At 57.5% G+C, this 12,655-nt stretch carries 12 protein-coding genes; 2 read left to right on the top strand and 10 right to left on the bottom strand.

The window, feature by feature from the left end:
• The first annotated feature begins 15 nt into the window (after nt 1–15).
• Nucleotides 16–1,155 (top strand): helix-turn-helix domain-containing protein, encoded by a 1,140-nt coding sequence (locus tag BKP64_RS00110; protein WP_070964318.1) that lies wholly within the window; start codon nt 16–18, stop codon nt 1,153–1,155.
• Nucleotides 1,156–1,302: 147 nt separating this feature from the next.
• On the top strand, nt 1,303–1,884 hold the full coding sequence (locus BKP64_RS00105) for a DUF6448 family protein (RefSeq protein ID WP_070964315.1): 582 nt from the start codon (nt 1,303–1,305) through the stop codon (nt 1,882–1,884).
• Between the two features lie 33 nt (nt 1,885–1,917).
• Here the strand turns inward: BKP64_RS00105 and BKP64_RS00100 are convergent, their stop codons facing one another.
• The 10 genes from BKP64_RS00100 to BKP64_RS00055 all read right to left on the bottom strand — a co-directional run bounded on the left by BKP64_RS00100 (nt 1,918) and on the right by BKP64_RS00055 (nt 12,643).
• Entirely contained in the window at nt 1,918–2,499 is a 582-nt protein-coding gene (locus tag BKP64_RS00100; protein ID WP_070964312.1) for a nitrous oxide reductase accessory protein NosL, read from the bottom strand.
• 14 nt (nt 2,500–2,513) lie between these two features.
• Complete coding sequence (locus BKP64_RS00095) at nt 2,514–3,344, bottom strand: ABC transporter permease (protein WP_070964309.1); 831 nt, start codon at nt 3,342–3,344, stop codon at nt 2,514–2,516.
• Nucleotides 3,341–4,273 carry an ABC transporter ATP-binding protein gene (locus tag BKP64_RS00090; protein ID WP_070964307.1) on the bottom strand — a complete coding sequence of 311 codons (933 nt, stop codon included), beginning with the start codon at nt 4,271–4,273 and terminating at the stop codon, nt 3,341–3,343. The genes BKP64_RS00095 and BKP64_RS00090 overlap by 4 nt, the downstream gene beginning before the upstream one ends.
• Nucleotides 4,270–5,538 (bottom strand): nitrous oxide reductase family maturation protein NosD, encoded by a 1,269-nt coding sequence (locus BKP64_RS00085; protein WP_070964304.1) that lies wholly within the window; start codon nt 5,536–5,538, stop codon nt 4,270–4,272. Before BKP64_RS00085 ends, BKP64_RS00090 begins: the two co-directional genes overlap by 4 nt.
• A gap of 228 nt (nt 5,539–5,766) precedes the next feature.
• A complete protein-coding gene (gene nosZ / locus BKP64_RS00080; RefSeq protein ID WP_070964302.1) occupies nt 5,767–7,665 on the bottom strand; it encodes a TAT-dependent nitrous-oxide reductase in 1,899 nt (632 codons plus the stop codon).
• Nucleotides 7,666–7,732: 67 nt separating this feature from the next.
• The gene (gene nosR / locus BKP64_RS00075) at nt 7,733–9,853 is read right to left on the bottom strand and encodes a transcriptional regulator NosR (RefSeq protein ID WP_418287600.1); all 2,121 of its coding nucleotides are present in this window, start codon (nt 9,851–9,853) and stop codon (nt 7,733–7,735) included.
• 143 nt (nt 9,854–9,996) lie between these two features.
• Nucleotides 9,997–10,398, bottom strand: a complete 402-nt coding sequence (locus BKP64_RS00070) for a ribonucleotide reductase subunit alpha (protein WP_070964299.1) — start codon at nt 10,396–10,398, stop codon at nt 9,997–9,999.
• Nucleotides 10,399–10,433: 35 nt separating this feature from the next.
• A complete protein-coding gene (locus tag BKP64_RS00065) occupies nt 10,434–10,820 on the bottom strand; it encodes a putative zinc-binding protein (RefSeq protein ID WP_070964296.1) in 387 nt (128 codons plus the stop codon).
• A gap of 43 nt (nt 10,821–10,863) precedes the next feature.
• A complete protein-coding gene (locus BKP64_RS00060) occupies nt 10,864–11,613 on the bottom strand; it encodes a Crp/Fnr family transcriptional regulator (RefSeq protein WP_070973470.1) in 750 nt (249 codons plus the stop codon).
• A 223-nt stretch (nt 11,614–11,836) separates the two neighbouring features.
• Nucleotides 11,837–12,643, bottom strand: a complete 807-nt coding sequence (locus BKP64_RS00055; RefSeq protein ID WP_070964294.1) for a peptidylprolyl isomerase — start codon at nt 12,641–12,643, stop codon at nt 11,837–11,839.
• Nucleotides 12,644–12,655 lie beyond the last annotated feature (12 nt).

Raw genomic sequence — 12,655 nt, 5'->3', positions numbered from 1 at the left:
CGCGTTGATCCCATTGTGTTCCTGACACTGCCCCAACTTGTATTATTTGGCGTCATTTCGCAGTTCCTGTTTCTGATCCTGCTATGTATCGCGCCTTCGAAAACCCGACGCCTGCCGCGGCTGCTCCTGGCACTCATGCTTGCAGGCTTGGTCGGCACCCTGCTCGAGGTGTTCCTACATACAACCGGCCTTGCCTTCAGTTATCCGGACACTGCCTTTACGGGGACCATCCTCGGAATGCTCCAGCCCGGGGCCATTTTTGTGTACGCCCAGTCGGTTATGTATCGTGATTTCCGATTGAGGCTGCGGCATCTGGCCCACCTTCTCCCTGTTCTCGGAGCCATTGTGGTGTTCACTCTGGGTTACTACAGCCTTCCCGCGAAAGCCCAGGCCAAAATGCTGTCAGACAGTCACTACCCCGGCGTCATGGACTCTGTTGTCCTCGCAATTGTCCTTCACGGCATCGTACTCGGGTATTTGGTAGCGACACTCAAGAAAATCTCGCGCTTTGGCGTCGAACTGAGGAATATTTTCTCGGATCTCGGCAACAAGGAGCTGAGCTGGCTCCGGAATTTGCTTCTAGCCTACGGGACGGCCTGGTCACTCAGTCTGGTCTACTGCCTGCTCGCCCATGTGATGCGGGTACCTGGCGTCCATCAGTCGCTAACCATTGCCACGACGATGGTCAGCGTTGTCGTCCTGCTACCAATGTCGGTGCTGGCATTCAGGCAGCCCACTCTATTTGCGGGTATTGCCCCGACTTTGCTGGATACCGAAGCACCCTCTGGCGCCAACGCCAAAGACCGATCCCCGGAGCCATTAACCAGCCGAATAGAGCAAGTGATGGAGCAACACCAACCCTATCTACACTCGAACCTCACTGTGGACCGACTGGCTCGTCTGGCGGACGTGGCGCCCCGGGAGCTGTCCCAATTCCTGAACCAACAGATGGGCAAGAACTTTTACGAGTTCGTGAACGGTTACCGAATCGAGCATGCCCGACGACGACTTGCAGATCCAGCAGAGACAACGACGATCACCGATATCATGTACGAATCCGGATTCAATTCTAAGTCGGTCTTTAACACACTTTTCCGCAAAACAACCGGCAAGACACCGTCACAGTATCGCCACTCTTTCGCTAACAACGGCTAGTCGCCGTTCGGCGATGCATTCGAACGTTCGGATTCCTGTATCCGAACGCCAAGGCTCCTCCTTTCGGACAAAGTGGATTTGCAACCGGCGGCCTCGGGACTTTTCCCGGGGCGCCAAAAAAATCCTGACAATACCGAGAGGTTCATCATGAAATCATTCCGCAAAACGCAACGAATCGCCACGCTTGCCCTGATCGGCGGAACACTGCTCTGGAGTTCCGCCAGCTTTGCTCACTGCGACTCAATGGACGGCCCTGTTATCGGAGACGCCCGGACAGCTTTGAACGAACAATCCCTGAAACCGGTTCTTAAGTGGATCGGCCCCGCCGATGAAAAAGATCTGGCAGCCGCCTTCAACGATACCCTGGAAGTCCGAAGGGGAAATCCACCGGCCCGGGAACTGGCTGACAAGTATTTCTTCGAGACACTGGTGCGACTGCACCGGGCCACTGAAGGTGCACCCTATACGGGGTTAAAGCCGGCTGGCAGCGCGTCCGCCGCAGCCAAGGCCGCTGACAAGGCCCTGGCTGAAGGCAATGTGGACGCCCTGGCACGGAAACTGGGAGAGAAGGTCACCGGCTTCGTCACAAAGCAGTTCCACGAAACCATGCAAGGCGTCAACGCCGAGTCAGTTTCGGATGGACGCCAATTCGTCGACAACTACGTTCGTTATGTCCACTCTATTGAGGAGATCCACAACATCGTCGCGGGCGCTCACGACGAACACTGAATCCCGTTCCGGGGTTCGACGCCATTTTCGAAATCAGTGATCTGTGGAGTGCGCAGTCTGTGAACCCTCCGGCTCATTCATCTCGTGCATTCCACTCATCTCACCCATTGGATCACCTGCATTCAGGTGATCCAGGGTGATTTCGCTGTATTTCAGAACCTGTCCGCCATATTCCTTCATGAACTCATGGGCAGAGCTTTCGGTGGCGAATGAGGCCAGTGTTGGGCCCATGGCACCGGTTCGATTGGAGCCCACTACGTAGAATGCGGCCCTGGCGTCGATCAGGGCGGTGTCGTCCGGGCTTTGCCAGCCGGTCTGGGCCATGTCGTGGACGTAAAGGGTGTGGTCGCGGTGGATGTTTTCCGGCTGTAGCATCCAGGCGAACATGTCCCTGGTGGAGCAGAACTTGCGGACCTGCTGGTCTTTTTCGGTGATGGCCTGGCCTTTGGGGCCGGGAAAGCCCTCGATGATCATACCGCAGACATGGCATTCGTCGCCGCTATCAAAATGCACCGGGGCAGGTTTGGCGGTCGTTTGTTCTTCGTTTTCCGAGCAGGCCGTCAGTGTAAGGGCTGCCAGGGCGGCGAGGAACCAGTTCAGTCTAATTGTTTTCATCAGGACAACTCCGTTCAGATACGACGATTTCGGAAAAGTAGCAGGGCGACCGCCAACGGGATGGCACACCAGAGCACCAGGCCAACCCAGAGGCCGAAGGCACCCATGGGCAGGTCGGCGCCGAGACTGAGGACTCCGCTGAGTTGCGCTGCGCCATCGAAGGCCACAATGTTGAGCAGACGGTAGATGTCGGTGGGGTTGAGCATCAGCAGCCAGGGCAGCAGCTCGGCGCTGAATTTTCCCTCGCTCGCTACGAGGGTGCCGAGCAGCATGAGGTCGAAAATCAGTACAAAGAAGAACCAGATGGCCAGGGCCAAGCCGGCGGCAATGGGTTTTTCACCGACCCTCACGCTGATCACGTAGGCAAGTGCAATGAAGCCCCAGCCCAACAGGATGGTGGAGGCGATAAAACGGGCCATGGCGATGGCCAGACTGGCAATGGCCACATCCTCCACCAGCAGGGCAATAGCCACACCCGCAACGCCAAAGCCGATCAAGGTGGCCAGGGCCAGGGTCAGGCCGTGGCCCAGGAACTTGCCGAGCAGTAGTTGACTGCGGCTGAGCGGATAGGTCATCAGCAGCAGCAGGGTACCGCCCTCTTCTTCCCCAACGATGGCGTCGTAGGCCAGTAACAGTGCGATCAGGGGAATCAGAAAGATTCCCAGACTGGCAAGGCTGGCAATGGTGGCAGGCGTCGAGGCATAGCCCACCTGGCCGGAAGCGGCGGCGCCAAACCAGGCGATGCCCAGGGCCAGGGTGGCAAAGACCAGCGAAATGGCCATCAGCCAACGGTTTCGCAGGCTGTCACTAAGTTCCTTACGGGCAATGGTCCAGATGCTGTTCATTGGTTGCCTCCGCGATGAGCCAGGCCGCCGGAGCCGATGAAATGCACGTAAATATCTTCCAGGCCAGGCTGGTGGGTGCTGATATCCGCCACCTCGCCCGATGCTATCACCGCTTTCAGCAAGGCCATTTTCTCCCTGGCTTGCACGTCCACCCGCAGGCGTCCGTTATCGGTCTTGATCATCAGCCCACTATTGGTGGACGCTTTATCAATGACCCTCTCCAGCGCAGAAATACTGTTGGCGGGGTCCAGCAACAGGGTTACCGGCATATTGGCCTGGCGCCTCAGCGCCGCCAGATCTCCGACCGCTTGCAAGGAACCTTCCGTGAGAATGGCAGCGCGGTCGATGTAAGGCTCGACACCGGGCAGAACATGGGAACACAACACAATGCCCGTACCCTCATCCCGCAATTCACGGAGTAGCCGATACAGGTCGGCCGTGGCAACCGGATCCAGACCCACAGTAGGCTCATCCAGCATCAGCAGCTTCGGCTTGCCCAACAATGCCTGGGCCAGGCCCAGACGCTGGCGCATGCCTTTCGAGTAGGTCTTGGTCCGGGCATCCATGGCATCGTCCAGGCCCACCTGCTTGAGCAACTCAGGCACCTGCCGCAGCGAAGCACCCTTCAGCCGCGCAAAATGGCTCAGAATTTCCCGGCCGGTCAGCTGCGGGTAGAACATCACATTCTCCGGCAGGTAACCGATGTGCTGGGTAACCTGAGAATCTCCGGCGTGGCCGCCGAGCACCGACACTCTGCCCTGGGTCGGCTGCATCAGCCCCAAAATCAGCTTGATGGATGTGGTCTTGCCCGCCCCGTTATGCCCGAACAGCCCAAGAATTTCACCCGGCTCCAGGCGCAGATCAATACCTTGCAGCACCGGGCTCTTGTCGTACCGGTAACTCACATTCTCAAGACGAAAACAGCTCATCGGATCTCCGGTTTCAGATCGGAAGGAAATCGCATCAACGGGTAGGAATCGGCAACCCCGGCGCCCTTGACCACCGGGAAGGCATCCTGCACCCAGCGCAGGGTATCCACCGCCGGGCTGAACATCAGGATCTTCGCCTCCGGATATTTCCACAGCAGCCGGTCAACATTGTCATTTGGCTCATAGGGCACATCCCCAACCCCGTCCTGGTTGCGGTCCCAGCCCAGGTAGTCACTCCAGTAATTCCCCCGACCGTCTTTCGACCACTCCTGGGTGCGGGTGGCCACATACTTCACCTGCCGCTGGTTGTTCACAAACGCATTCCCGGATACCTCGTTATCTTCGGAACCGGCAGTCAGATGAATCCCGATGTTACTGTCCGCAAACAGGTTGCCCTCAAAGACGTTGTACAGCGAGTTATAGATAAACACCGCCTTTCCCTCGGCCCCATCGATCACCACCCCACCGGTCCGTCCCTGGGAAACGCCGGTCACCACATTGCCCCGCAGCTCCGACTGAGTAATGAAGTTCATCAGAATCCCGTAATTTTCATCATTCACCGACCGGTTATCGATCAACTTCAGGCGCTTACTCTGCATCAGCGCATAACCCGTCCGCGTGCCCCGGGTGACATTGTTCTCCAGCAGGTTATTCATCGAGTACATGTAGTGGATGCCATAACGCAGATCCGACATCTCATTGCCCCGGATCGTATTGTTATTCGCCGTCTCGATATAAATCGCATCCCGGGTCTGACTGATGTCATTGCCCTCAATCAGCGCCCCGGTGGTATTGAACAGATGGATCCCGTTGCCCCGATCATTCGGACGCATGCTGGCATCGCCACGAATTGTATTGTCGCGAACCGTCACATCCGGCGTGGCATCGAGCCAGACCCCGAACGCCGGACCCTGCAGACGGTTATCCTCAACCACCGCCCCCCGGGCCTCCCGAGCCACAAAAATACCCGCATCCAGCTCATTCAGGTTCCTGCCCCAGTTGCGCACTGAGCACCCGGACAAGGTCACCTCCTCGGCGACAATATCCACCGCATTGCCTTGCCCGCCCGGGTCAATCACCGTCTCGGCATGGCAAGACACAGACACCCCGGGCACCCGGATTGCCAGAGACGAAATCTGCTCAGGGGGAAGCTCAAAGCTCGCGCCCGGTTCCAGGGCATCAAGCTGATCTTGCAGGTCCGCTTGCGCGGTCAGCGATAACAGAGCGACGGTCAGGGCCACTCCATAACGCAACAGTCGATACATCTAACATTCTCTATAAATGAACCAGGTTCGAAACCACCGCCCTGAATACGGCAAGCCAAGAGGAGAACCCTTTCCAAAACTGTGCGGAGCCATGGATGGCGGAGCCCAAGCGCCACAGGGATGTGCCGCCAGGAGCGTGTTTTGGAAAGGGTTCTCCTCTTGGGTTCCTTCTCCGAAGTTGGAAATCACCAGGACTCCCCAAAGGAGTCCCAGCGAAAGAGAGGCCTATCAGGCTTTCTCGACAATCATGCGACCCCGCATCTCCATATGCAGGGCATGGCAGAACCAGTTGCAGTAGTACCAGTGAACCCCCGGGCGGTCCGCCACAAAGGTCACGGACGAAGTCTGCTGCGGGCTGATCTCCATGCTCACGCCGTGATTCACCATACAGAAGCCGTGTGTGACATCCTCAATCGTGTCCTGATTCGACACATACACGGTCACTTCATCGCCCTGCTTGACCTTAAACTCGGTCGTACCGTACATCGGTGCCACCGACGTCATGTACACCCGCACCTTATTTCCATCACGGATAACCTTGTTGTCAGACTCCAGAGTGACACCGTCCCTCTTCGCCTGCTCAACGGCCGACGCAAAGTAAGGATCGTCGCGATCATAGATCTTCTTGGTCTTGATCTGATCACGACGCACCAGAATACAGTCATGGGGCTCCGCGAAAGTCGGACCATCATGCACCAGCTTCATTTCCTCACCGGAAATATCGATCAGCTGGTCATTTTCCGGATGCAGCGGCCCTACCGGCAGGAAACGGTCCTTGGAGAACTTCGACAGCACCACCAGCCACTTGCCATCCGCGTCCCGGGACTCGGTCAGCGATGCGTGGTTGTGGCCCGGCTGATAGTGAACATCCAGCTTCTGACGGATGTAGTTCACCTCTTCGCCGTCGTAGTGCTTGATGGCGTCGGCAACGTTCCACTTCACCACCTGACTGTCGATGAAAAGCGTGGTGTAGGCATTTCCACGGCCATCGTAAGTGGTATGCAGCGGCCCGAGCCCCAGCTCTGGCTCAGCAACAACCACATCACGTGCATCTTTCAGGTTGCCGGCAAACAGATCATCCAGCTTGTCGATGGCGATCACGGTACAGGTCGGGGACAACTTGCCGTTGGCAATGAAGTACTTGCCATCAGGCGAGGTGTTCAGGCCGTGCGGGTTCTTCGGAACCGGGATGTAGCGGGTCAGCTCAGAGCCTTCACGACCATCCAGAACCGGCACCCTGGAATCGCCCAGGGTCTTGAAGTTCCCGTTCTTGACGGCCTGCTCAATACGCTCGATATTGAACACCACTGCCCAGTCGCGATCATTGCGCATGGTGCCGGCCAGGTCGAGGGCCTTCTCGGAGTTGTAGCAGGTTGAGCAGGCATACTTGCCGGTGTAGTCGGCATCGGTGTTATCCAGGTTGCCGTCCACGATAACCTGGAAGGCCACTTCCATGGTCTCCGCGTCCACCGCGTTAAACATGGTGAAGCTGCTCTCCAGGCTGGTATCGGTTCCATCATTCGGGTGCGGGATCACGTATTCCGCGTTGCAGAAGACATACTTGGTCTTCGGCACCTTCTGCAGACGCAGGCCATGAATGGCCTGAACGTTGGGAATCGTGGTGATCTTGTCACACTTCATGATGTCCAGGCGGATCCGGGCCACCCGGCTGTTGGCCTTATCGTTGATGAACAGATACTTGCCATCGTACCGGCCATCCGTCATAGAGATGTGCGGGTGGTGGGAGTCGCCGTTCAGGAAAGTGTTGTCATGGCCCAGCACGTCCTTGCTTTCATTGGTAATACCCCAGCCCGTGGCGGAGTCAACATTGAAAACCGGAATGCGCATGAGCTCTCGCATGGAGGGAACGCCAAGCACGCGCACCTCACCGGAATGGCCACCACTCCAGAAACCGTAGTATTCATCCAGTTCACCCGGGTGCACAATGAAATTATTGCGGGCTGCTTCGGCGGCGGCCGCGAACGATTCCCGGGACATCACTGCGGCACCAAGACCGGTTGCCCCGGCAACACCGGCCATGGCCGCTGCGCCCATGAACCGGCGACGGCTCAGGTCAGTTGCCGGTATGGCTGGCATATCCTTGGTCAGATCATCTCGTTTTTTCATAGCATCCAACTCCGTTATTGGTAATGGCGGTTTTGCTTCTCATATTTTCTATTTTTTTTGGGACTACTCAGGTCACCTGAACCACGGGAATTTCCTCCGGGTGGCCAGGCGCGTTATGGCCACGACGCTTGCCGCGGCGCTTGACGATCAGCGGCGGGCACTTGTGATCATCGAAATAGGTCATTTGGCAATCGAGGCAGTAATGGCATTCCATGTAATTGATGTGTCCGTCCGGGTGAATGGCCTGAACTTCACACTCGTGGTCACAGAGCCGGCAGGGGTTGCCGCATTCTTTGCGGCGCTTGAGCCAGTCAAACACCCGCAGTTTGGTGGGCAGTGCCAGTGCTGCGCCCAGAGGGCACAGATACCGGCAGAACACCTTGCGGGTGAACAGATTGACCACCAGTAACAGGACTGCGTAGGTGACAAAAGGCCAGCTGCGGTCAAACTTGAGGGTGATCGCCGTTTTGAAGGGTTCCAACTCGGCCAGGCGCTCAGCGGTCGCCAGGGAGTCCAGCGACACCCCGAACAGCACCAACAGAATGATGTACTTGATAGCCCACAGCCTCTCATGCACGACAAACGGAACGGTGTACTGGGGCACCTTGAGCTTGCGGGCGATTTCATTCAGCAATTCTTGCAGAGCCCCAAACGGGCACAGCCAACCGCAGTAAACCGCCCGTCCCCACAACAGGATGATGCCGGCCACCACGGCCCAGAGCATGAAAATCACCGGATCGATCAGGAAAGTTTCCCAGCTGAAGCCGCTGATCAGGCTGTTTACGAACGTCAGCACGTTCACAATGGAGAGCTGGCCCAGGGCGTACCAGCCAATAAAGAAAAGGGTGTAGGTCAGGAAGGCGTGGCGGATCCAGCGCATCATCTTCGGCTTCTTGACCAGCCAGTCCTGGAAAAACAGGATGAACAGCAACACGCCGATACCGATACCGAGCACCACAATCTGAAACTCCCGCTGGTACCACATCTGCACCCACATGGGTTGATCCGCCAGCATATCCTCTTCCGACAGCACCGGTTCGGGGCGAGTGTAGTACTGATCCGGCAGCTGGTAAGTGAGCGGGAATACCTGGAACTCACTGTCCAGCGGGCCGGTCTGGCGCTTGACTGTGAGCTCAAGGGTCCATTCCGTGCCCGGATCAAAGTTGTACTGCTGGCGAATGATGAAAATTGCCATTTCAGAAAACTCGGGCATGCCCTCAGCGTACACGTCGCTCAGCCGGTAGAAGTCCAGGTCACGGAAGTTGAAGGTGTCACCGAACTGGCGGATCTGGATGCGGTCGAAAATGCCGCCACGGACGTAACCGGAACCCTTGAACGAGTATTCCCCATGGGCCATTACGGCGATGGCGTGCTCGCCTTCCTTGAGCTCGGACGTCAACCATTGGAACTGGCTTTCGCCCAACAGGTTGCGACCGATGGTTGGCACATCCAGGTAGGCGGTGTACAGGTCAATCAGGGGCTTGCCGCGCTGTTTCCGCGGTGTTGTGTCAATCCCTTCCGCATCCGTGCCCTTGAAGGCGTCGTCCGCCTGGCCACGGGTCAGCTTCAGCCTGCGCACCGAACCTTCTCCGAGCAGTGTCTGCCAGCTTTTGTCCTGGAATCTGGTGGTCTGAATCTTCGCGGCGGGCAGGCGGGCATCGCTCAGGCTCTCAACCAGCCCCAGTTCGGCGCCAACACGGTGGGCCGATTTCATGATCACCTCATTCACCACCATGACGGTTACCGTAGCGCCGGATAAACCATCCACGGAAATCTTGTGCTCCGAAGATGTACCGCCGACCGTCACCCGCTGGTCCGCAGCCAGTCCCACGTACTGGTCGGTAAATTCATGGAGTTTGCTCTCGGGAATACCGACAAGCAGAATCGGTTCGTGATGCTCGATAACACGGGTATTCACGATTTTCCCGTCGGTATCCAGAATGACCACAATGTTCAGCGGTTTACCGGAATAGGCCGGTGTCTGGACGAAGTCCAGACTCTGATAGGCGTAGCCTTGGAGCTCCTCTCCGGCATATATTTCCTGTATAGCCCGGTTGCCTTCCCGGGGCACAACCTCATTCACCGAAGGAAAGGCCTTCTGAATAACCTGCCGGGCTGCAACAGGTTCGAATTCGTTTAACGGGACCGCCGAAGCCGACGGCGCATAGCCTGCAAGGACACCGGTCAAGGTAACGAAACAACAGATTACGGTTTTCAGAAATGGGCTCACTTCGTCCCCCAGCAAGACAGCATGAGAAAAGCCTAGATAAAATTACGGCAAACAAAATACCTCTTATTGGATAGAGCCCTTCAAGTGCGAAGGTGCCCGGATTATCCGAGGGCTATGGCCTCTCCAGAGGTATTCAGCGGCAGGTAGTTGGAAATATGCCCAAGGCGGATTGACTCCACCATCATGGTCATCGGTTGCCGGGCTTCGTCGGTACCGGGTGCGACACCGCCCCGCCCGGACATTGCGGCAACGAAAACCACATCCCAGGCTTGTCCGGTGGCGTGGGATTCATCAGCCAATGCGCTAAAGTCCGGTGCCTCTTCGGGCGTTTTGTCCACGCAGATCACCGGGGTCAGAGCACCTCCCTCACCGCGTTCAAAGGCCGCTTTTTCTTCAGGAGAGGCATCGTCGGGCAGTTCGGCCCGGCAGAACACGAATAACAAGCGTTGAGCCTCTTGCTGGCTGCGGGAAGCGTGTATCAAATCACTGTAACTGCTGATCATCTTGAAAATCCTTGCTGGTATCTAGCCGCTGCGATTTACGCCTGGCGGGCAATGAGCTGGCCGGACGAGGTGAGCCTGCGAACTTCTTCGCACACTTCTTCCACGGCGTCATCGCCGTAGCTCTGTCCATAATGTTTTTTGAAGCCGAATTCATAGAGCCGGACGTGCTCCTCGGGTTCGACTCCGATGTTCTCAAGGCAGGCCCGGGCGCAGTGGAGCGGGCAACCGTCGATGACCGTAATCGGGCGACCGGACCGGGCGATTTTCACCAGTGAGGGCACTTTGCCGCCCACCCCGGAAATGCAGGACATTTCGAATTCACCGGCGTGGTCGAGCCGGACTGCCACGTTATTGGCCAGCTGCGCAACATCGGAGCAGCCGGAGCATGAATAGATCAGTGGGCGTTGCTTTCTTGCTTTCACTTGTCCTCCTTTCCAAAAAGCCTGGAGGCTTGAACGTAATCGGTTACTGGCTGATCTCAATAAGCCGCTGGGGGTCTGAAATGAACAGTCGGCTGCGGTTAACCCGCACCAGGCCGTTGGATTTCAGTTCAGCAAGAATCCGAGAAAAGGTTTCAGGCTGCATGGCCAGCCGGGAGGCCACCAGGCACTTGGGCAACGGCAGCTCTACTTCGCCGCCCTCCTCAGCACCGTTCGGCAGCAGGTCGATCAGGTATCGGATCAGCCGGTCCCGGGCGTTCTGGACCGTCATGATTTCCAGGTCATGAAAACGGGAGACCGCCCGCATGGCGTAGTGGCCCAGGGCCGCCCGGGCATATTCGGGGAAGCGGTCCAGCAGCTCGCGGTAGGCTTTGACCGGGATCATCAGCACTTCGCTGGATTTCAGGGCTTCGGCGTAGCACGCATAATGGGGAGGCTCAGCATAGATCATCACTTCGGCGAAGCAGTCTCCCGGTGCGATACTGTCCAGGGTCCGGTCAATACCGGATGAATCCAGGCGGTACAGTCGCAGGCGACCGGAGATCACGAAAAAGAAGTGATGCGCCGGCATGTCCTGACGGTACAGCAACTGGTGATGACCAAGACGGAGGCGACGGGACTGCTGAATGAGCTCTTCCAGATCGCGGGGCCTCAGATTTCGGAACAGCGGGTGGTTGCGCAATGCGTCCAGGCTGTCTTCCTCATCGACGGGCTTGTTAACGGCGACGAGAATGGGTTTGCTGTACCGGGTTTCGGCCATTTGTGTGGGTACCATTGATGCATCCCCCTGCATATTCATGCATTTTAAATCATGTTTAAAAGAGTAGCGGGATACTGGTGGGAAATCGCTCCCCCCAAGGGGGTAGTTGGGGCGGTTATCCGGGAGTAATTGACCTAACTCAAAGATTTGCCTTGCTAACTAGTTTGATGTTTTTTCGGTATGCGGAGCACTGGTCAATAGCCAGTAGTGCTCTCCAGACCAAACAGTTAACCTACCCTCACTGCATCAGTGGCGAATCCGGCAACGCCAGATCTACCCCTTCTACACCAGTTTCAGCTGCCAGGACCTGCAAATACTGCCGGAACGCCCGTCTGGTCACGCTTTCGCTGAGGTACTGGCGGATCTGGGGCTTAACGTGCTCATACGGGAGCTGCTGGCCGTCGATTCGCTGGTCAACACGGACGATGTGCCAGCCGTAGCGGGTTTCGATCAGCTCCGGGCTGAGGCCTTCCTGGAGTGAGAGAACGGGGCGCTCGAACTCTTCGACGGTCTGGCCTTTGCTGATCTGGCCGAGGCTGCCGCCCTGGTGGCGGGATTCGCAGGCTGAGTATTGTTTGGCCAGGTCGGCGAAGCGGGCGCGGCCGTCGAGGAGTGATGACAGCAATTGGTGGCCGGTTTCTTCCTGACGGATGCGCTCCTGGACGTCGTCCGGAGCCGCTGCGAGGAGGATGTGGCTGACCGCCATCACGGTCGGGCTGCGGAAGCGAGCCGGGTTGGCGGCGTGAAAGCGTTCGCAGTCCTGTTCGGTTGGGTCAGGAACGTTGAGTTCCAGCTCAAGTACCCGGGCGATGCGGTCTTCTTCATCGGCAACGTCGTCGAGTTTTAAGCGACTGGCCTGTTGCAGGAGGAGTTCACGGATGACGAGGCTTTTGGCGGCCTCATGCCAGGCTTCTGCGACTTCTTCGGCCGGGTGGTGCTGCATTTCCCGGGCGATGTCATCTTTGCCGATAAGGGTTTCACCAACGTAGACCGGCGGGAACTGGTTTCTGGGCTTTTCGGCTTCGCCGACGGGGATGAGTTGCATAGCAATAACCTC

This window comes from Marinobacter salinus (assembly GCF_001854125.1).
In the GTDB taxonomy this organism is placed as follows: Bacteria; Pseudomonadota; Gammaproteobacteria; order Pseudomonadales; family Oleiphilaceae; genus Marinobacter; species Marinobacter salinus.
Note: the sequence above shows the minus strand (reverse complement) of the source record. Positions and strands in the feature narration are given on the sequence as shown.

Coding starts and splice junctions, on each gene's coding strand:
- BKP64_RS00070 (WP_070964299.1), bottom strand. CDS start 10,398: ATGATCAGCAGTTACAGTGATTTGATACACGCTTCCCGCAGCCAGCAA.
- BKP64_RS00085 (WP_070964304.1), bottom strand. CDS start 5,538: ATGTATCGACTGTTGCGTTATGGAGTGGCCCTGACCGTCGCTCTGTTA.
- BKP64_RS00055 (WP_070964294.1), bottom strand. CDS start 12,643: ATGCAACTCATCCCCGTCGGCGAAGCCGAAAAGCCCAGAAACCAGTTC.
- nosZ (WP_070964302.1), bottom strand. CDS start 7,665: ATGAAAAAACGAGATGATCTGACCAAGGATATGCCAGCCATACCGGCA.
- BKP64_RS00095 (WP_070964309.1), bottom strand. CDS start 3,344: ATGAACAGCATCTGGACCATTGCCCGTAAGGAACTTAGTGACAGCCTG.
- BKP64_RS00100 (WP_070964312.1), bottom strand. CDS start 2,499: ATGAAAACAATTAGACTGAACTGGTTCCTCGCCGCCCTGGCAGCCCTT.
- BKP64_RS00060 (WP_070973470.1), bottom strand. CDS start 11,613: ATGGTACCCACACAAATGGCCGAAACCCGGTACAGCAAACCCATTCTC.
- BKP64_RS00105 (WP_070964315.1), top strand. CDS start 1,303: ATGAAATCATTCCGCAAAACGCAACGAATCGCCACGCTTGCCCTGATC.
- BKP64_RS00090 (WP_070964307.1), bottom strand. CDS start 4,273: ATGAGCTGTTTTCGTCTTGAGAATGTGAGTTACCGGTACGACAAGAGC.